16 protein-coding genes are annotated in these 20087 nt (G+C 61.7%); 3 read left to right on the top strand and 13 right to left on the bottom strand.

Annotation, left to right across the window (positions count from 1 at the left end; translation table 11 throughout):
* Nucleotides 1–8: 8 nt before the first annotated feature.
* The 7 genes from ACILSO_RS19730 to ACILSO_RS19700 all read right to left on the bottom strand — a co-directional run bounded on the left by ACILSO_RS19730 (nt 9) and on the right by ACILSO_RS19700 (nt 10922).
* A complete protein-coding gene (locus ACILSO_RS19730; protein WP_395739168.1) occupies nt 9–2693 on the bottom strand; it encodes a beta strand repeat-containing protein in 2685 nt (894 codons plus the stop codon).
* Between the two features lie 45 nt (nt 2694–2738).
* Entirely contained in the window at nt 2739–3515 is a 777-nt protein-coding gene (locus ACILSO_RS19725) for a hypothetical protein (RefSeq protein ID WP_395739167.1), read from the bottom strand.
* A 179-nt stretch (nt 3516–3694) separates the two neighbouring features.
* Nucleotides 3695–4654 (bottom strand): acetyl-CoA carboxylase carboxyltransferase subunit alpha, encoded by a 960-nt coding sequence (locus ACILSO_RS19720; protein ID WP_395739166.1) that lies wholly within the window; start codon nt 4652–4654, stop codon nt 3695–3697.
* Between the two features lie 31 nt (nt 4655–4685).
* Nucleotides 4686–5645 carry a LysM peptidoglycan-binding domain-containing protein gene (locus tag ACILSO_RS19715; RefSeq protein ID WP_395739165.1) on the bottom strand — a complete coding sequence of 320 codons (960 nt, stop codon included), beginning with the start codon at nt 5643–5645 and terminating at the stop codon, nt 4686–4688.
* 23 nt (nt 5646–5668) lie between these two features.
* A complete protein-coding gene (locus ACILSO_RS19710; protein ID WP_395739164.1) occupies nt 5669–6196 on the bottom strand; it encodes a hypothetical protein in 528 nt (175 codons plus the stop codon).
* A gap of 95 nt (nt 6197–6291) precedes the next feature.
* A complete protein-coding gene (locus ACILSO_RS19705) occupies nt 6292–6909 on the bottom strand; it encodes a 4'-phosphopantetheinyl transferase family protein (RefSeq protein ID WP_395739163.1) in 618 nt (205 codons plus the stop codon).
* Nucleotides 6906–10922, bottom strand: coding sequence for a Pls/PosA family non-ribosomal peptide synthetase (locus ACILSO_RS19700; protein WP_395739162.1), 4017 nt, complete (start codon nt 10920–10922; stop codon nt 6906–6908). The genes ACILSO_RS19705 and ACILSO_RS19700 overlap by 4 nt, the downstream gene beginning before the upstream one ends.
* A 150-nt stretch (nt 10923–11072) precedes the next feature.
* On the opposite strand from ACILSO_RS19700, the gene ACILSO_RS19695 reads away from it, so the two are divergent.
* Complete coding sequence (locus ACILSO_RS19695; protein ID WP_395739161.1) at nt 11073–12356, top strand: RsmB/NOP family class I SAM-dependent RNA methyltransferase; 1284 nt, start codon at nt 11073–11075, stop codon at nt 12354–12356.
* Nucleotides 12357–12693: 337 nt separating this feature from the next.
* Here ACILSO_RS19695 and ACILSO_RS19690 read toward each other — a convergent pair whose 3' ends face one another.
* From ACILSO_RS19690 to ACILSO_RS19665, 6 genes are all read right to left on the bottom strand, one after another.
* Nucleotides 12694–13239 carry a hypothetical protein gene (locus tag ACILSO_RS19690; RefSeq protein ID WP_395739160.1) on the bottom strand — a complete coding sequence of 182 codons (546 nt, stop codon included), beginning with the start codon at nt 13237–13239 and terminating at the stop codon, nt 12694–12696.
* Nucleotides 13240–13484: 245 nt separating this feature from the next.
* Nucleotides 13485–13715, bottom strand: coding sequence for a zinc ribbon domain-containing protein (locus ACILSO_RS19685; protein WP_395739159.1), 231 nt, complete (start codon nt 13713–13715; stop codon nt 13485–13487).
* Between the two features lie 109 nt (nt 13716–13824).
* Nucleotides 13825–15417, bottom strand: coding sequence for an MFS transporter (locus ACILSO_RS19680; protein ID WP_395739158.1), 1593 nt, complete (start codon nt 15415–15417; stop codon nt 13825–13827).
* A gap of 119 nt (nt 15418–15536) precedes the next feature.
* Entirely contained in the window at nt 15537–17120 is a 1584-nt protein-coding gene (locus ACILSO_RS19675; protein WP_395739157.1) for an MFS transporter, read from the bottom strand.
* A 198-nt stretch (nt 17121–17318) separates the two neighbouring features.
* Nucleotides 17319–17699 (bottom strand): hypothetical protein, encoded by a 381-nt coding sequence (locus ACILSO_RS19670; protein WP_395739156.1) that lies wholly within the window; start codon nt 17697–17699, stop codon nt 17319–17321.
* A gap of 62 nt (nt 17700–17761) precedes the next feature.
* Nucleotides 17762–18802, bottom strand: coding sequence for an aldo/keto reductase (locus ACILSO_RS19665; RefSeq protein ID WP_395739155.1), 1041 nt, complete (start codon nt 18800–18802; stop codon nt 17762–17764).
* A 209-nt stretch (nt 18803–19011) separates the two neighbouring features.
* Between ACILSO_RS19665 and ACILSO_RS19660 the strand changes: the two genes are divergently transcribed.
* Together ACILSO_RS19660 and ACILSO_RS19655 are read left to right on the top strand one after the other, a co-directional pair.
* Complete coding sequence (locus ACILSO_RS19660) at nt 19012–19458, top strand: hypothetical protein (protein ID WP_395739154.1); 447 nt, start codon at nt 19012–19014, stop codon at nt 19456–19458.
* 77 nt (nt 19459–19535) lie between these two features.
* Nucleotides 19536–20048, top strand: coding sequence for a hypothetical protein (locus ACILSO_RS19655; protein WP_395739153.1), 513 nt, complete (start codon nt 19536–19538; stop codon nt 20046–20048).
* Nucleotides 20049–20087 lie beyond the last annotated feature (39 nt).

Raw genomic sequence — 20087 nt, 5'->3', positions numbered from 1 at the left:
CGCGTTTATCACCGTGCTTCCAGGCGGAAGAAGGCGGCATTGTCCGGGGCCGTGAAGCTAAACTCCACCTCGCCTTGCGCATTGATCACTGTGGAGGGAGAGGTCATGGGGAAGGCGGTGTAGTGTATCAAGTCCGTGCTCTTGCGGATGCCGAGGGTGAGCTTGAAGGTTTTCGTTCCTGGCGTCTGCTGCAGCAATGTGGTGCCCACGTTCAGGGCCTGCACCTGGCTGGGCGTGTAGAGCCCCGCGCCGGAGGCATTGGTGAGCAATGTATTCACCAGGGATGTTTGCTTGACCTGCCAGTCAAAGCCGAGGGCGGCCATTTGGAATTCGGAGGCGTCGTTGAGTCCGTCTCCATCGCTGTCCTGGGAAAAGGTCAGGGCGTTGCCCGCGATGTTGACGATGAACGGCGAGTGCGTCGCGTCGTTGCTGGTGAGTTGCATGACGGCCGTTTTCGCGCCCGCTGACGCCGGTGCAAAAACGACGCTAAAAGTGGTGCTGCCTGAGGCTGCGACGGTGGCTGACGGCGCGACGCTCAGTGAAAAGTCCCCGCTGTTTGTGCCAGTGAAAGAAGGCGTGCCGAGGGTGAGTGCCAGATCGCCGCTGTTGCGCACGGTGAAGGTGGTGGTGGCATTTGTGCCGAGAATGACCGTGCCCATGTTCAGAGTGCCGGTGCCGCTGGTGAGCGGCGTGCCTGCCGGCGCCTCGACCACAATGGTCTGCGGGACGATCGTGCGAAAGGTGGCCGTGAGGTTTCTCGGGCCGCTGACGGTGAAGGCGTAAACCGCCGACGTGCTCACTGGCGTGCCTGCCTCCGTCCAGTTCACGAAGAGGTAGCCTGAGTTTGGCGTGGCCGTCACTGTGGCCTGGGCGCCATTGGAATATTGCGCACCGCCGGTGACCGTGCCGCCAGCGGGTGGCGAGGCCGCAACAGTGATCGTTCCATTGAAGACTTCAAATGCACCGATGTCGCTGCCATCTCCGCCACTGGCATTGGTGATGGTGAGGATGTCAAAAGGCCTCTGCTGGCCGCGCTGGTCCTGGGTGGCTGCAAGGCCGGTGACAGGGTCGGTGGCAGACTTGCCGGCGTCCACTGCGGCGCTGCCGACCAGCAGCGCGACGGTTTGAGTGGGGCCGGTGCTGGACTGCAGGAGAGGTTTGCCAGTACCATCGACCTGCAGGCCGGCTGCCGTGCTGTTCAGGTCTCCCGGCTGGGTCATGAAAGCCGCGCAAGTGGCGTCGTCAGAGAGATTGAAGCCGCTCGAAATACCAACGCCATTAGTCGCTCCATAGTTTGCTCCGGTGGGGTTGAGGGCGAGAAGGGTATTGGCAAGGGTGACGGTGGCCGTGCTGGCACCGCCCGAGGGTTTGTCGTTGGCGATGCCACCGCCCACGGCGAGTGCCGAGTTTCCGCAGATGGTGCTGTTGGTGAGGGTGGCGGAAGCGGTGCTGCTGAAGTTGTACTCATCCGCATTGTAAATGCCGCCGCCCCGCTGAGTGGCGCTGTTCAGTGCCACGGTGGAGTTGTTCAGCCGGAGCGTTCCCGTGCCCTGGCTGGCCCAGTTGAGAATTCCCCCGCCGTTGGTGGCCGCGGTGTTGTTGTTGATTGTGCACTTGCTCACCGTCAGTGTGGTGGTGCTAAGCCAGCCAAAGTTGCTGATGCCCCCTCCCTGCCTGGAAGATGTATTTCCGCTGATGGTGCAATTGGTCAGTGTCATCACGTTGGTGGAGTTTGATCCGCCGCCGTGCAAAAGTCCGCCGCCGCCACTCGTGGTGCCGCCACCGGTTGAACTGGCCGAATTGCCAGTGATGATGCAGCTGCTCACCGTCATTGAAGAGGTGCCCCCGGAGCTGTCTCCAGTGCTTGAAATTCCGCCCCCGCCGTGGTAGCCGGCCGCCGAGTTGCCGCTGATGGTGCAGTTGCTGATCGTGGCGTTCGCCGGGCCGGTGCCGAGGCCGTAGTTATAGATTCCGCCGCCATCTCCGCCGGTGGTGTTGTTGCTGATGACGCTGTTGCTCACACTGAGAGTGCCGGTTGCGCCAAAGACGTAATTGTAGATGCCACCGCCGCCGTCGTCATAGCTGCCGCCGATGTTGCCTGTGACGGTGCAGTGATCCAGCGTGAGCGTTGCGCTGCCTCCGCGTGCGCGGTTGCAAACGCCTCCGCCGCTCAGATTGGCGAATTGCTTGGCCTTGTTGGCGGTCAGCGTGCAGTTGTTCATCGTCAGCACGCTTTGATCATTGAGCACCGCTCCGCCGTATTGGTCGATGTAGTTTCCGCCTGTATCCAGTCCGAGCAGGTCGTTGCCATAGCCATTCCCTTTGGTCAGCGTCATTCCCGAAAGGGTGACCGTATGGCCAGGGGTGATGTAGATGACGCGGCTGGCATTGTTGCCGCTCACCGTCAGGCTGGACTCGCCGGGGCCGTTGATCGTCACGTTCGAATTGATGACGAGTTCGTGCCCGCTGAGCGTGATGGTGCCCGCGACTGAAAAGTTGATGGTATGGGTGGAGCCTGCCGCGCCGTAGTTGGCCTGGACGATGCAGTAGCGCAGGTCACCACTCGTTCCTGATCCCACGCCCAGCGTGGTGCTGGCGTCTGTTAGTGTGGTCACCGTGAACGTGGTGGCGTGCAGCCGTGCTGCGAAAAGGATGCAGAAAAGGGCGGCGAGTATGATTTTAGGAGAACTCATGTCGGTTCGGTCAGGGGTTGCGTTGATGGGCGCGGATCGCTGGGATTACCGGATGAAAGAAGGCGGGCGCGCGAATGGGCCTCTGCCACTGCTCGGGGGCTGGAAGCCGGGTGGCTGCATGCCGTTCTGCGCGGCATTTTGCATCGCTGCTTGGTTCGTCTGCGGTGGGACGTCTTTGCCCAGAACTGCCGCCAGTTTGCCGAGGCTCTCACGCTGGTGCTTGAGGCTGCCCTCCAGGCCACGGGCTTCGGCTTCCTTCTTTTGTGCCACGGGGATCCACCCGCTGATCCGTCCGATGGAGCGTGCGTAGTAGTGCTTCTGCCAGGCTTCGGCGGCCTCGGCAAGTGCTCTGCCAAGGGCGTCACTCGTCCGGGCGATGGAAGCCACAAGTTCGTCAAATTCCATCTCAAGCGCGGCACGCTCGTCCGGGACGTCTGGATTGACGGTCGGGCCCGCATCCACGCGGTCCAGGCTGGTGCGGCTGCCGTTGCTGGGCAGTTCCAGCGTAAGCTGGCGTTTGTACCTGCCGGTCGTCACGTAGTAAAAGCTCCTGGGATTGGCGCCATTGAAGCGCAGCACATACCGGGTGGAACCGCTCAGGCGCTCCCAGCGGGCGATGGGGACAGACTCTGCGGTGACGCTGCCGTCGGGCTTGAACTCGACGAGCGACTGGTCGGGCTTTCGCCAGGTGCCCACGATGTCCTCTGTGGCTGCCTTCGCGGCGGCGGAGGAGAGGATCAGCAAGGCTTGGATGATGATTGCCAGCCGAACGATGGGCGCGAGGCGTGCAGCCGTGGGAGGAAGGCGATGGGAAGGATTCATGCGAAGGGATTGAAGGGGTTCAGTCAGATTCTTCGCAAAGCCCGCGAGAGGGTTGCAGACCGGGTGAAATTATTTTTCGAGTGCATGCCCCCCGGACTTCCCCGCACTGCAGCGCAACAAAAAAAAGGCGGTGCCCGAGGGCACCGTCTTTTGTGATTAATGAACTCTGTTGACAGGGCTCAGCCTTCGGTGAACTGGCCGAGGGCGCGGAACTTCTGGTAGCGCTGCTCCAGCAACTGGGAGGTGGGAACGGCGTTGAGCTCCTTGATGGTGGTGAGGAGGGCGTCCTTGAGCGCGCTGGCCGCGGCGAGGTGGTCATTGTGCGCTCCGCCGAGGGGCTCTGGGACGATGGAGTCGATGATGCCGAGCTTGGAGAGATCCTGGGCGCTCAGCTTGAGCGCGGAGGCAGCCTCAGGCGCATGCTCGCGGTGCTTCCAGAGAATGGCGGCGCAGCCTTCGGGGCTGATGACGGAGTAGTAGGCGTTTTCCATCATAAGCACGCGATCTGCGATGCCGATGCCGAGAGCGCCGCCGCTGCCGCCTTCACCGATGACGGTGGCAATGACGGGCGTGCGGAGGGTCATCATTTCACGGAGATTGAAGGCGATGGCTTCGGCGATGTTTCGCTCTTCCGCGCCGATGCCGGGGAAGGCGCCAGGGGTGTCGATCAGGGTGACGATGGGAAGGCCGAACTTTTCCGCCATGCGCATGAGGCGGAGGGCTTTGCGGTAGCCTTCGGGATGGGCGCTGCCGAAGTTGCGCAGAAGGTTTTCCTTGGTGTCTCGGCCTTTCTGGTGGCCGAGAATGGCCACGCGCTGGCCGCCGATGGTGGCGAAGCCGGCGGGCATGGCGTTGTCATCGCCGATATGGCGGTCTCCGTGCAGTTCGACGAACTCGTCGCAGATATGCTTGACGTAGTCGAGCATGAAAGGGCGGCCGATGTGGCGGGAGATCTGCACACGCTGCCAGGGGGAAAGATTGGCGTGAATGTCCCGCTGCATGGCTTCGGCCTTGGCCTCCATGTCGGCGATCTGCTGGGCCAGCTTGTCGCTGGGCTTGGCGGCGAGCTTCTTTTTGGCCTCCTCGATTTCTTCGCGGATTTTGACGATGGGTTTTTCGAATTCCAAAACTTGTTTCATGGCGGTCGGGTTGGGAAAGGGGTGGGCGGGACTACCTGCCCAGGCGCAAGATTGACCCTCTGCGAAGGAGCGCAAAGAGTTCTTCGATGTCTTCGCGGGCGAGGAAGATGCCTGTCTCAGCCGCCGGGGCGGGGGCAGGGGCAGGCTCGGGAGCAGGCGCTGGTGCGGCTGCAGGGGCTTTCGATTTTTTGGATGCGGGGGCTTTGGCAGGCTCCTCCACAGGGACGGCGCGGGCCACTGGAGGCGTACGGATGGTGACCCCCGGCTTGGTGGCGGCGATCCATTTTTCTGCTTCGAGGTAATTGGGGTCTGTGGAGAGAACCGGCTTGCCGTCGAATATGGAGTTTTTTCCAGCGATGGTCATTTCCACCGGCAGGCGTGTGCCGGGTGGGAGGCGGATGTCCTTGGCCTCATAAACTTTGAAGGGGTATTCCACGTCTCCGACTTTGCGCAGCAGGATGACCTGCTTCTTGGCGACGTACACGCCCAGGTGGAAATCCATCGGGATGATGGTGAGGTGGTCGCCGGGCTGGAGATTGAAGCTCATGAGTCCGCTGCTGCGGATGATGGAGTCCACGGTGGTGCCCTGCTTGTCGGCGATGCGATTGAGCGAGTCTCCCGGTTGGACGATGTAGTCCTTTTTTCCCGCCTTGGAGTTGGGCGAGAAAAGCTGGTCCATGTTGATCTCTCCGATGATACGCATGGCATCAGCACAGGTCGAGGAGTCCGGGAACTGCTTGCGGAGCTTGTAGAGGGCGTCCAGGCCTTCTTCGGTTTTGCCGTGCTGTATGAGTTCGACAGCGGCCTCAAAACGACGGAGCCCCGGGTCGATGCGGGGGCGGTCCTGGGTCTTCATCGAGGCGATGTCCTGCTCGACCTGGCTTTCCTTCAGCAGAATGTTCGTGTAGACCCAGTAACCCACGCCGAGGGTGCCTGCCACCAAGCCCACGGTGATGAGGAAAATCAGCAGTTTGATCTGGGTCTTTGCCATTGCGCGAAATGAACAAACGATGCTCAGCCCAGCAGGCCGCGGCGTTTGAAGTCAAAGAGGTTGATGTTCTGGGACTTTTCAATCATCTCAACGGTGAACTTGAGCAGGCAGATTTCCCAGGTGTCGTCCACGCCCTGAATGACGGCGCGCATGGGATTGCCGGAGGAACGGATGTCGCTGAGGAGCTTGCCGCAGACGTGCTCCATGGATTCATGGACGATCTGCTCGCTGATCTCGCCTTTGCGGAATTTGAAACCGTATTTGAGGATGGCGAGCTTGTGCAGGTTGTCCCGGAGGAAATCGCCAAATCCGGCGACCTCGGGGCCAAAGCCTTCGAAGTCAAACTGGCCGGGCATCTCGGGGCGCAGGATGAGGGGCTTTTCGGCCTCGATGCGGCCCTCGCGCACGCGCACGGCACCGACGGTATCCATGAGTTCGGTGACGATCTGGAACTCGAACTGGGTGCTGCCAAAGGTGTCAATGCGGCGGTCCGGCTCATGGAGCACCTGGGTGTTTTCCAGGGCGTATTGAATATCGAACTCGGTGGGCATGTCTGGGGGGTGGGTGAGAGTAAGCTGGTTCCACGCTGGGGCCAGTGATTTCTTGGCGGTGGGGGCAATGCCGGCCGGGGTAGATTTTTCTCGAATTATCCGCCGATGACGATGGCGCCGGTGAATCCCGGGGCTGGGGTGAGATGCTGCCAGATGTACTCGGTAGAGGTGGCAGGAAACGCGAGTCCATCCGCGGTGAATGAGGCGCCGATGCTCTGCGGGGATGAGGCCAGACCGATGCCACGCGCTTTCAGCACGGCCTCCTTGATGGTCCATGCCGTGGTGAAGGCGTGGCGGCGGACGATTCCAGCCGGGAGGCGCAGCCACTGCTGGAGTTCCGGCTCAGAGAAGACGTGCTCCAGAAGGTTCCATGTGGGGTCGTCCGTGATGATGCGTTCGATGTCCACGCCGATGTGAGATGATGGGCCGAACACTACGCATGCATGTGGCGGTGCATACGAGTAGCTGAAGCTGAGACCGGCGGATTCCGCCTGAGGGCAGAACGGTTTGCCATGGGCGGAAAACGCGAGCTGCAAATCTGCGGCCGGCATTTTCAAGTGCTCTCCCAGCATATCCAAAAGGAGGCGGCGAACATGCACACGCATCTCCATGCGCGGTGCGTCGAGGGTGAGCAGGCGGCACTGCAAGCCCGGTGGCATCTCGGCTGCCAGCGCGATGGGCTGCACGTGCGGGCCATGGTTCGCATCGTTCATATCGCGGTGTCGATGCGCTGGGCGGGCGAGCCGTGCCAACGGGTGTGGGGTGGCAGCGTTTCGCCTTTCATCAGCAGGGAGTGGCCGTCGAGGCGGGAGCCGGGTTTCATTTCCGAATCGTAGAGCACCACGGCGAGCGGGCCCACGGAGCAGCTGTCTCCGATGGTGACGGTGGACATCTTCATGACGCGGTCTTCAAAGAGATGCGTCTGGGGATCGGCATGGTACCCCAGGCACACGTCATCGCCGAGGTGCACGAGATCAAACTCCGTGAGGTACGGTGTCTCCAGGCAGCAGCGCCTGCCGATGTGTGAGCCCAGCAGGCGGAAGTACCATGGCAGGAAAGGCGTGCCGATGAGCATGCTGCCGAGCGCCGGCATGGCGAGGTGCTCATGCACGGCAGCCATGAGCTCCGTGCGCCAGACAAAGTGGCTCCAGAGCGGATGCTCCCCTGGACGATAACGGCCGATGACGAGCCACTTGATGAGGATGGTGCAGACCATGCAGAAGAGGCCGAGCAGAAACAGGAAGACGGGAAAGAGCAGCACGGTGCCTGCAAACTCGAGCTGGTGGTAGTACAGCAGGTCCGAGAGGAAGAGGAACATGATGAAGGCCCCGATGATGGCGATGCTGGTGGGCAGGATGACGCGGATGAACTCGATGGTGGCGCGCAGCAGGCGGAGGCGCGTGGTGGGCTTGTAGGTGCGCTCCATGCCAAAGCCGGTGTTCTTTTCGCGATGCGGCAGTGCGAAGGATGGAATGCCAAGCCATGAGCTGTCCTGCCGCAGGGCGTCTGCGGGATCCTGCGGCGGCATGGAGAGGACGCCCACGAGAGAATCCGAGGCCAGCGTGGTGCCGCCGGGGATGACGGCGCTGTTTCCCAGAAAGCTGTTTTTTCCGACGGTGACCGTTTGCAGTCGCACCCAGCCTTCGCGGATCTCGGAAGCGCCGAGGCAGACGGCATCCGCGACGAAGACGCCCTCGGAGAGATCAATGAGATCGGGATTAAAATTCTCCGCGGTGGAGACCTCGACATTTTTGCCGAGGCGTGAGCCGAGCATGCGCAGCCAGGGCGGCAGGTAGATGGAGGCATACAGCGGGAAGAGCAGCTCCAGGCTCATGTTCATGAGGCAGCCGATGAACCAGTGGCGAACATACCAGAGGCTGTGCAGGGGATAGATGCCGGGCCGCACACGGCCGAGCAGCAGCTTCTTGGCCAGCGCGATGATGAGGCAGAGCGTCAGCACGTAGGCGGCGCCGGCAAGCGGCGCTGCCATGACGATCTTCCAGAAGCCGGACTCATAGGAGAAGATGTGCTGGAGAGAGTCGCCGTGGAGGTTCACTCCTTCCTCGATCCAGCCGATGAAGAACGCGCCGGGGAGAATGGCCACGGTGGGAATGAGCGAGATGAAAAACAGACCCACCATGTAGGCCAGCGTCATCGCGCCCATGCTGTTGCGCCGCTCCGCCTGGGCGGGGTGCCAGCGGTCGGGGCTGCGCGAGGCGCGTGCGGGTGCACCATGCCAGTACTCGCCGGCGGGAATGACGCCGCCGGGTGGCAGCATGGAGCCGTGGTCCAGGGAGGAGTCCGGCTCCATGCGGGCGTCACGATTGACGAGCGCCTTGGAGCCGATGAAGCAGTCGGCTCCGATGGTGACGGGGCCGATGATGAGCCAGCCGTTTTCCAAGGTGTAGCCATTGAGCACGGCATCATGCCCGATGCTGGTGCGATCTCCGATGCTGACGACATCGAACGCGGCGAAGCTGGCGCTGCCGAGGTGCACCTTGCGGCCGATCTTTGCCCCCATGAGGCGGAAGTAGAGATTGATCATGGGCGTGGCCTTGAAGTGGCCGAGGCTGAAGACGGAGTGGATGCGCTGCACCAGCCAGAAGCGGAAGTAATACCAGCCCCAGAGCGGGTAGCGTCCCGGACGGATGCGGCCGATGATGAGCCACTTGCTGGCGATGCAGATGGCCGCCTGCACGACCTGCATGTTGAACAGCAGGGACACGGCCACGATGATGGCCACGAAGAGCTGGTACTGCATGTCCTGCGCCACCATTTCATCCCACACAAAAAAGCTGGCGAGCCAGACGGGGGAGGCCAGGGCAAAGAGGAGGTAGAGCGAGAGGAACTGGCCAAGGCCGCAGAGAAAATGGCGTGCGCTGAGATCTGGTCCCGGCATGGTACCCGGAGTGGCGGGGACGTGGTCGCCAGTGTGGTCGGGCTCAGCCGTGGCGGCGGGATGGGTGAGGCGCCATGCGGCCTCCAGTTCATCCAGCTTCTGGGCAAAGGAGGCCAGCGTGCGGTGGCGGTACACGTCCATCACGGAAACATTGGCCCAGCGCGACTGCGTGCGCAGCTGTGAGACGACGCGAGTGGCCAGCAGCGAGTGGCCGCCGAGGTCGAAAAAATCGTCTGTGAGATCAAGCGAGGCGCCGGGAAAGCAGGCCTGCCAGTGCTGATGCACGATCTGCTGGGAGGGCGTGAACTCAGGCGGTGGTGCCGAAGCTGTGCTGCTGAGCGGCAGGGTGATCTCCGGCAGCGCCTTGCGGTTGATCTTGCCGCTGGGCAGCGTGGGAAGCTGCGGGAGGACGGTGAAGACCGCGGGCATCATGTAGGGCGGCAGGCGCTCTGCGATGCTCTGACGCGTGGTCTTTTCCACCCATGCGGCGTCGTGTTTCAAGGTGAGGTAGGCCGCCAGAAACTCGGTGCCCGCGGCGTCCTGCTTCACGGCAACGGCGGCAGCGGCCACGCCTGCGGAGCTCATGATGACGCTTTCGATTTCGCCGAGTTCGATGCGGAAGCCGCGCAGTTTTACCTGGTCGTCGATGCGGCCGAGGAACTCAAGGGCATCGCTGGCATCCAAGCGCACGAGGTCACCCGTGCGGTACCAGCGCGCGCCCTCCGCCCAAGAAGGGGAGATGAATTTTTCAAGGTTCAGCTCGGGGCGGTTCAGGTAACCGGGGGTGAGGCAGGGGCCGCCGATGAGGAGCTCGCCCGGCTGGCCGGCGAGCAGCGGCTGGAGGTGCTCATCCACCACACAGGTGCGGTAGCCGGGAAGAGGCTTGCCGATTTTCACGGGTTCGTCGGGAAGAAGATCCTGCCAGGTGGCGACGACGGTGGCTTCGGTGGGGCCGTAGGTATTCACCATGCGGCGGCCGCCACGGGTCCAGCGCCGCACGAGATCCTGCGGGCAGGCCTCGCCACCGACGATGAGGAGGCGCAGCGAGGGGACGTCATGCTCCAGCATGGCCAGCAGGGTGGGCACGCAGGAGAGCACGGTGATGCCGAGCTTTGCGAGCCTTCCTGCGAGGGCGGTGGTGTCCTGCACCACCTCGGCGCTGCCGCAGACGAGGGCGGCGCCGTTGCTCCATGCGAGCCAGAGCTCCTCCACCGAGGCATCAAAGGCGAGTGAGAAGCCCTGGAACACGCGGTCCTCGGCAGCCACAGGCAGCACCTGCGACTCTGCATTCACAAAGTGGCAGGCGCAGGCGTGTGGGATGGGCACGCCTTTGGGCCTGCCAGTGGAGCCGGAGGTGTAGATGATGTAGGCGAGATCGTCCGGAGTGACGTCGGGCGTGGAAAGCGGAGCGGCGAGCTGTGCTTCCCAGGCCGCATCGAGAACGAGGAGAGGGGGACTGTCCGGACCGAGCGTGGCGGCCAGATGCGGGAGGGTGATGAGCAGGCTGATTTCGGCATCGCTGCTGATGAACTGCACGCGCTCGGGCGGGTAGGCGGCGTCCATGGGCACGTAGGCGGCGCCGGCCTGCAAGATGCCAAGCAGAGCGGCATAGGCCTCCAATGAGCGAGGCAGCCAAAGGCCTACGCGACCGCCACGCTGCACGCCGGCCTGCTGCAGGCGGGAGGTGATGAGGCTGGAGAGGGACTGCAGCTCTGCGTAGGTGATGCTGAGCTCCGCCACGATCACCGCCGGGTGCCGGGGGTGCTGGGATGCTGAACGGGTGAAATAATCATGCAGCCGCGTGGGCTGCGTGACGAAATCCTGCATACGGGAGAAGTGGCGGAAGGTGGTTGGGGCCGCAGAGACGCTGGCGGTATTAAAACCCGCTGCATAGTGAAAGTTCTCTCATCTGCGTCCCGCTGGCCGCCAGATGAATGGCGGCTTGCAAGCCGGGGAGGCGGGCTCTATCGACGCAGGATGAAACTCCCGCCCCATCTGCTCGACGAAATCATTCTCTCACTCGGAGAGGTGTTTGTGGGCAGGAGGTATGCGGACAAGGTGATCGAGTACACCTTCAAGCGGCACCGCAAGTGGGGCAGCCGGGACCGGCGCATTTTCGCGGAGTCCATTTATGAATGCGTGCGCTGGTGGCGCTGGTTCTGGTTTCTGGCCGGACTGCCGGATGAGGAGCACACGCAGCCGGAGGCCATCACGCCTGAGAGGCTGTGGCGTGTGTGGGCGGCGTACTGGATCACCAACGGGCGAGATTTGCCCAAGGATGACGCCGCCCCCGATGTGAAGCCGGGCGATGTTTTGAAGCGGGCAAAGGAGGGTGCTCCGCCTGCCATTCGTGCCGCGATCCCGGACTGGCTGGAGGCGCGCGGCAGCAAGGAACTCGGAGCCTCATGGCCGGTGCTGCGCGAGGCGCTGAACCAGCCTGCGGATGTCTTCATGCGGGTGAACACGCTCAAGAATGATCGCCGCGCATTGCGCGAAAAGCTTGGGCAGGAAGGCTATGAAACCGAGGCGGTGGAGCAGGTGCCGAGCGCACTGCGACTGAAGCAGCGGGCGAACCTGTTTGGCACGGCGTCTTACAAGGCCGGGCTGTTTGAAGTGCAGGACGCGGCGTCCCAGCTGATCGCGCCGTTTTTGCAGCCGGAGCCGGGCATGCGTGTCATTGATGCGTGCGCGGGCGGTGGTGGCAAGGCGCTGCACATCGCGGCGATCATGCGCAACAAAGGCAGGCTGCTGGCGATGGATGTGCATGCGTGGAAGCTGGCGGAACTGCGCAAGCGCGCTTCACGCGCCGGGGTGGACATCATTGAAGCGCGGGAGATCGAGGGCTCCAAGACGGTGAAGCGTCTGGCGCAAAAAGCGGACCGCGTACTGCTGGATGTGCCGTGCTCCGGATTGGGCGTGCTGCGCCGAAATCCGGACGCGAAGTGGAAGCTGAGCGATGCGGAGATCGACCGGTTGATCGCGCTGCAGGCGGAGATTCTGGAAAGCTACAGCCGCATGGTCGTGCCCGGTGGCAAGCTGGTGTATGCGACGTGCAGCATCATGCCGAGCGAGAATGAGGAGCAGGTGAAGGCGTTCCTGGCGAAGCACGGGGAAGAGTGGACGCTGGAGGAGGAACTGCACCGCACGCCGGAGACGGGAGCGTTTGACGGGTTTTATGCGGCGCGGCTGGGGAGGAAGGGGGCGGTGGTGAAGGAGGCCGATGCAGTCTTGCCTGCGGAAGACACGGAACGGGCGGAATGACCGGAGGTATGAGTTTTCGTGTCTTCTGAAAGTGGCTGCACAAAGTGGTCCACACCTGCGTAGCCCCGAAGGGAATCCTCTGTGCGGTTCGAGTCAGCCAGTGTTTCCTTCTCATCCAGATTCTCGTTCGATGGCCTGGAGTCTTGGGTTCTACGCAGCTTGGTGTGGCTCGCGTATCATAGAGCTTGCGTGCCGCTCAGGGGACTGAGCGGACCACTATGGGGAGCTGGCATCTTTCAGTCGCGCCGCCAGTAAAAAAACTCGCCTTTGCGTAGCCCTGCTTTTTGTGGGTTTTCGGCGATGTAGGTTCGGAGTTTGTCGAATGAAGCTTGGTGTCTTACCAGGTGATCGAAGCTCTCGTCCTGCCAGAATTTGCCGCTTCGACCCAGGGCTTCGTTGATTTTGAGGGCCGACCATTTTTCCAGGAGGCCACCTGCTTGAGCATAGTGTGTCTTGCGAGCCCGCCGACCAGCAGGTGAACATGGTTGGGCATGATGACGAAATCACCCAGCGTGTAACGTGAGCCGTCGAAGAAACGCAGGGTTTGCTCCACATGGCAGGCGATTGCGGGCTGTCGCAACACGCATTCGCCGTGGCATGAATCCATCTCGTATTCCAGCCTGCGGGAGAATTGGCGGAAGTCGTTTCGCTCCTCTTCGGAAAGGTCTTCGACCTGTCTGCGCCAGTCTTTGGCGAGGGGCGAGATGCCATTCTCCAGCAGCCAGCCATCGCGTTCATGCCTCCATTTTAACCAGACGTCCCGTGGCATGGAATCTGCCGTGCGCCAGGTGATGAAATAGGTGGCTTCCGCTTGATCCCAGTGCGGCAGGTGACCTTGGGTGACTTCGACTCTTTCTGCCGGATTGAAAAAGCGGAAAGTCATGATCAGTCGGTGGCGTGCTTCGAAAAACACAGGCCGTGAGAGGCCGCACTATAGTGGTCCGCACAGTCCTCTGTGCGGCTCGAGTCAGCCAGCGTTTGCTTTTTCGGCCCAGCCGTCGCGTCATTACTTTGGAGTGCCGACGCAGCATGCAGAGCGTGTCTGGTAGGCTCTGGATTTTGCGCGGCCCAGTGTGGCGCGCGCATCATGGAGCTTGCGTGCCGCTCAGAGGACTGAGCGGACTACTATCAATGGCATCCGCAGCCGCTGCCGCAGGAGCCGCCGCCGGAGGAGGACTGGGAGCTGGCGCCGCTGCTGCCGCCCATGATGCCAGTGCCACCGATGGGGACGCGGCGGATGGGCTGGCCGCTGTCCGGGTGCTGGGTGAGGGCGGCGTCTTTCATGCTCTGGCGGACTTCGAAGCGCTTGGTGGGCTCGCCTTCAAACTGGGGGATGGTTTCGTAAACGTAGGTTGGCATGGGGATCAGAGTGTGAAGTTTAAGGTTCGAAGTTTCAAGTTTCTTGCACCGGCGGGAAATAAAAACGGCGTCCCGGTGAGGGGACGCCGCGTGGGGAAAGGGGAGAGGATCAGGCCTTGGCGGCGGCTTCTTCTTCGGAGATGGTCAGGGCCTTGTAGCCGCCGATGGACTTGAAGTAGAACAGCAGCAGAAGGTAGATGATCGCCATGCCGATGGGCAGCATGGCGTCCGTGCGCAGGAGCTTGCGGCAGCCGGCGATCTCAGCCTCGGCCATGGCCTTCTGCTCGGGGGTGCGCTTGTCTGCGGCGACACCCTTGGCTTCTTCCAGCTTCTTGCCGTCCAGCGCGGACACTGCTTCGAAATCGAGCCACTGGCTCGACTTCTCCGCCTTGTTGGCTTCGAGGATGGCGGTCTGGCCATTGGCCTTCATGTGCTCCGCGGTGAAGCGGTCTTTGCCATAGCCCAGGCCGGGGCCGCCAAGCTGGCCCACGGAAAGCATGGCGATGCCACCCATGATGCTGATGGCGACGGCGCCGGTGCTGGGGAAGCGGTCAGACACCACGGCGAGCATGGTGGGCCAGAAGAAGGTTTTGCCGATGCTGTAGATGAGCATGGCGCCGAAGGCCATGCCGATGGCGGTGACGCCGGAAGCGGCATACAGGCCGCCGATGGCGCAGAGGGAGCAGACAAACAGGATGGTGACGGGGGAGAACTTCAGCTTGTCCTCGATCCAGTGGGCACAGAAGCGCAGGGCAAACATTACGGCGCAGGCGAAGATGAAGAGGATCTTGCCTTCCATCGGACTGAGGATGGTGCCGTTGATGGTTTCGATCCAGGAGTCGGTGCCGAGCTCCAGCGAGCCGATGATGGCATGGGCGAGGAAGAGCACAAACAGCAGCCAGTGGCCGATGGAGAACTTTGTGATGACCGCCACCCAGATGAGGAAGCCCGCGCCTGCCGCCATGGAGATGTAGTTCCAGTTTGCGCTGACGAAGAATTCAGAGCCGGTCAGACCTTTGAGGATGTTGCCGCCCAGGGCATCGCGGGTGAAGAGGTAGAGGAAGAAGCCGGCGACAGCGCCGCCGAGGATGCCGACGTCCTTCATCATCTCGCCGAGGGAAAGGCCCTTGGCGGAGGCTTCGGAGCGGGGGAAGGACTGGCCGAAGAACATGAAGCCGTAGATGACGGTGGGCACAAGGTAGAGGGCAAGCTGCGCCTTCCAGCTCCAAGAGGAGCCGACGGCAAGGGTGATGAGCGCGCCGAGGATCATGCCCGCAGGCCAGGAGGCGTGGAGGATGTTGAGGTAATGGGTGCGGTTCTCAGGGAAGAGGGTGGCCACCAGCGGATTGGCCACGGCTTCGAGGGTGCCGTTGGCCAGCGAGAAGGTGAAGGTGCCGATGAAGAGGGCCAGGAAGGCGCTCTGCTGGGCCATGCCCGCGGAGGGGATGAGCGTGATGGCGGCGGAAAGCAGATGCAGGATGAAGGCGGCGACGACGAGCTTGCCGTAGCCGATCTTGTCCACAATGATGCCGCCGATGATGATGCCGAAGCAGAAGCCGCTGAAGCCCGCCCCGCCGATGAGGCCCACCTGCAGGCCGGTGAATCCAAACAGGCCGGTCCATTGACTTCCGATGCCGTTGCGGATGCTGAAGCCGACGCCTGCGGCAAGAATGGCCATGAATCCGGCCCAGAGAAGTCTCATTCGGTTTTTGTCGCTCATAGAGGATGTGTGGTGGTGCTGATGCGGGTGTGTTGTGTGGGTGAAAAAAACGGGGCGGCCGCCCGTGAGGACAGCCGCCCCGAAAAGGAGGGGGAGTGGTGCTAGTGGGAAGCGTTGATGTCCACTGCTTTATAGCCGCCGCGTGATTTGAAGTAGAAGAACATGGCCAGATAGCAGGCGAGCATGAAGGATGGGAACATGGCCATCTTGCCGAGGGCGGTGAACTGGCCGTGCTTAGTGGCCTCGTCGATGGTGGTCTTGTCCGCCTCGCTGGTCACGGCAGAGGCCTTGGCGGGGTCCACGGCCTTGTAAGGCCCGAGCACGTAGCTCTTGTCCACGGTGATCTGCTGCACCAGCGCGGGGTTCTTCGTGGCGATCAGCTTGGTGGTGGTGTCTTCCTGCAGGCCGCCGATGAAGGGGAAGCCCAGAATGCCGACGGCCAGCATGCCGATGCCGGAGATGGCATTGAGCGTGAGGGCACCGCCCTTGGGGCTCTGCTCCGCCGTGATGCCGAGCATGGTGGGCCAGAAGAAGGTCTTGCCAAAGGCGTAGAGCGTGGCTGCGGCAAAGATGGCGACGAGGCCGGAGTTGCCGGTGAAGGAAAGCGCGGTGAGGCCGGCGATGGCGAGGATGGCGCTGATGACCAGCAGGCCGACGGCGGAGAACTTGTGGACGATAGGACCGGCAAAGAAGCGCAGCACCATCATGATGGCTGAGGTGTACACCAGCACGAAGCCCGGGTTTTTGCCGGCGGCTTCCATGGGCTTTTCCATGAGGCCGCCGATCCAGCCGTCGGTGCCGATTTCCGTGGTGGCCAGGGGCATCATGATGATGATCATGAAGGCGAGCAGGGGGCGACCGAAGCTCTTGGTGATGACGCCGAAAATGATGGCGACGATGGCCGTGTAGATCCATTTGGCATTCGCGCTGAAGAAGATGGGCTTCAGCTCGGGCACCTGGTCAAGCTGGGCGAAGATGAGGGCGAAGGCCACGAAGGCACCGAAGACGCCGAGCTCGCTGAGCATTTCCACGTAGCCGACACCGGCGGCTTCGCGTTCGTTCGTGGGGAATTTCGCACCGATAAGCATGAAGAGATACACAACGGCGGGGGCGAGGACCAAGCCCAGCACGATGCGCCAGTCGCCAGTCTTCGCCACATCGGCGAGGGCGATGGTGCAGAGACCGCCGACAACCAGGCCGCCGGGCCAGCCAGCGTGGAGGATGTTCAGCCACTTGGTCTTGTCCTTGTTGAACATGGTGGCGACCACCGGATTGATGAAGGCTTCCACGGTGCCGTTGCCGAGGCCGAGGATGACGCTGCCCCAGTACAGGAGATTGAAGGCGGTTTTCTGCCCGGCCACCAGCGCATCACCCGTCACGCCATGGATGGCGCTGTAGGCCATGAAGGCCATGCCGGCGTAGATGAGGTAGCTCACGAAGGAGAAGAGCATGGCGATCTTGTAGCCGATGCGGTCAATGATGAGGCTCCAAAGGATGATGGAGATGGCGAAGGGCCAGATGCCGGCTCCTTTGAGCGCGCCGATGGTGCCCTTGTCGATGTTCAGGTCGATGCCCAGGCGCACATCGCATAGGTACATGCGCGAGAAGAACGCATATGAAGTGGTGATCAGGGCGATGAAACAGCCCCAAAACAAGGCCATGGATGGTTTGCCGTCGTTGCTCATGAGGATGATTGCGAGTGGGTTGGTTGTCGGGAAAGCGCGTGTTTTAGGTGGCACGCCTGCGAGCGACAAGAAAAAAGTGTTCTCAAGACTGAGAACTTGGCAGGGGGCACAGTGCGGGAGAGGTCCGCAGATGTGACGCCCTGCACAGGCTGCTACCGGGAGCGCCTTCAGACGTGCGGCACTCTAATCGCTGGGCGGCTAGACGATCTTGCAGTGAATCCAGGCGTCTTCGTCGAAGTTGTAGATGGCGCAGAGGCGGTGGTAGCCGTCTGCAATGATGACTTTGCCATGGAGCGGGTCGCGGACCAGGAGCAGGGGAGAGAGCGCCTTGCCATCGCGGATCTTTTTGCTGTCCTTTTCTACGTGGGAATTGCTGACGCCGAGCAAGGAGAGGCCGGAGGCGCGGAAGATGTCCTTGGATTTGAACTGGGTGACGTCCGCGGCTTTCAGGCGGCTCACGAACTGCTTTACCTGCTTTTTGTCATAGAGCAGCAGCAGGTAGGACTGGGCGGCGGGGTAGTCATGCTCCTCGACCTTCTTGAGCCACTGGATGCCGGCAGGTTTGGATTTCTTGCTCATGGGAGAACGAGGGAGGGCAAGCGTCGCGCGTCAAAGAGAGAGCTTTATTGTTGGTGAGCATTTTACAGCCGCCGCAGCCCATCCTCCGTCATCGCGCACGGAATCTCGGCATCAATCGCATTGATTCGTGCCAGGGTTTCGGCGCTGAGGACGAGGTCGGCGGCGGCGAGGCTTTCGTTGAGCTGGGCGACGGTGGTGGCGCCGACGATGGTGGAGGCGACGAAGTCGTGCTGCTTGCTCCAGGCAAGAGCGAGTGCAGTGACGGAGACGCCGAGGTCCTGGGCGATGACTTGCAGGCGCGCGGTGGTTTCAAGGCTGCGCTCATTCACGAAGCGGGCGGCCATGAGCTTCTGGCGCGGGCCGCCGTTTTGGATGTAGTCGGTGAAGCGTGCGCCTTTGGGGAGTGCGCCGCCATTGTACTTGCCGCAGAGCACGCCGCCGCCGAGGGGCGAGTAGGGCAGGAGGCTCACGCCTTCTTTGCGGCAGACCTGGGCGAGTTCGCTCTCGCAGCGGCGGTTGATGAGGGAGAAATTGTTCTGCACGGTGGCCATGCGGGCGAGGCCGTGCTTCTCGGCTTCCCAGAGGTTTTTCATGACGCCCCAGCAGGTCTCATTGCTGCCGCCCCAGGCGCGGATTTTCCCCTGGTCGATGAGATCGGTCAGTGCGCCGAGGGTTTCTTCCTGCTGCATGCCGTGGTCCGGCCAGTGGGTCTGATACAGGTCAATGTAATCGGTCTGCAGGCGGCGCAGGCTGTCCTCGCAGGCCTGGAAAATCTGGCGGCGGTCCAGTGCGGTGAAGCCGCCGCGTACTGGCGGGCGGAACCAGCCGTGGCCCGGGCCGGTGACTTTGGAAGCGATGATGATCTCGCCGCGCTTCTGCCCTTTAAGCCACTTGCCCACGATCTGCTCCGTCACGCCGAACAGCTCCGCACTCGGCGGCACGGGATAAAGCTCGGCGGTGTCGAAGAAATCGATGTCGGCCTCCAATGCGCGGTCCATGATCTCGAAGGATGTTTCCTCATCGGCCTGCAGGCCGAAGGTCATGGTTCCCATGCAGATGTCAGTGACAACGATACCCGTGCGGCCAAGGCGTTTGCGATTCATAAGGCGCGGATGCTAACGAGCCGCGCGCGCAGGGCAAGGGCGTGGATGGAGCGCACGCGTCCTTGCGTGCTGTTTCCCGCGTCCGTGGTCCTCGACAAAACTGGCGGCCATTCAATAGTTCGTCCAACGACGCAGCACCGCCCAAGTCTCAGAAATCTTTACCCCCATTTTACAGACACAAGGCACCGAGTTGCTCAAACTGATCGTGTATGAAAACTTTATTCACCCTTATTGCCTTCTCCGTTTTGGTGTTGGGCACATCCATCCACGCTGCATCAGATGCCGACGTTACAATCATCAAAGCTACCAAAGTGGTCATCGAGGAGAAGACCATCACCATTTCCGCAGAGGCACGGAGCACCATCCGGCTCTACAGTGGCGAACACGACCCGAACTACCAAGGCAAAACTTTGTATGGCATGCCATTCTCCGCCATTCAGGTTTACTCCCGTAACGCCACGTTTATCATCAAACGCCCCCAGCAAGAGGGAGAGATCATCGAGAACGGCTGGAAAATGTCCGTGGAAGCAGCGAAAAGCCTCCAAGCTGGTAACGAAGTCGGGCGGATTGGATATTACGTCCCCGACATGACCATCAAGGAGAACATGATTGATTCCATGACAGGCTTTGGCTTCCTTTACCCCAAAGGCAAGTGACCCCACAGCAGACCATCGGCCACACAAGGCTGAACAAAACGGATGCGGGCAGGGGGCTCGTATGAATCAAAACAGAGATGGCATCATTCTTTAAAACATACCGTGTTACGCCTGAGGGGGAGCGCATTGATGGAGTGTTCGCCATGGCGTTCATTCACAATGACCAGTACCACCTGACGCCTATCCGCATCTATCGCGATGGCATGGTCGATTGCTGGACATGGGTCACGTTCGAGGAATTCAAAGAAAAGGTGAGATCCGGCTGGGTTGTCACTCAGCCGCCGCCGGATGCCTCGGTCAGTATCTGGCCTTTGGCCTCATTTACAGCCACGGATGCGTCTTATGGGATCGAGCCAGAACAATTTATCCGTGAGGTTGCCGATGAGATTGAAGCGCTGAACGGACGGCCGACGTCGAGGGATCGGTGTTTGGAAGCGTGGCGTGCCTATGACGCAATGCCATCCGAAGATACCAAAGAAGCGCTGCGCCTGGCTTACAGGGCAGTTCCCGAACACAATCGGAAGTTTATTTTGACTGGCATAGATCGCAAAGATCACCCTCTTCACCACGTTCTTTACTCCGAGGAGTAGCGGCAGGACTAGTCATGCCATTCCAACCCGGCCCAATCG

The sequence above is a fragment of the Prosthecobacter sp. genome, assembly GCF_044226605.1.
Classification (GTDB): Bacteria; Verrucomicrobiota; Verrucomicrobiia; order Verrucomicrobiales; family Verrucomicrobiaceae; genus Prosthecobacter.
This window is presented reverse-complemented; position numbering and strand designations above follow the sequence as displayed.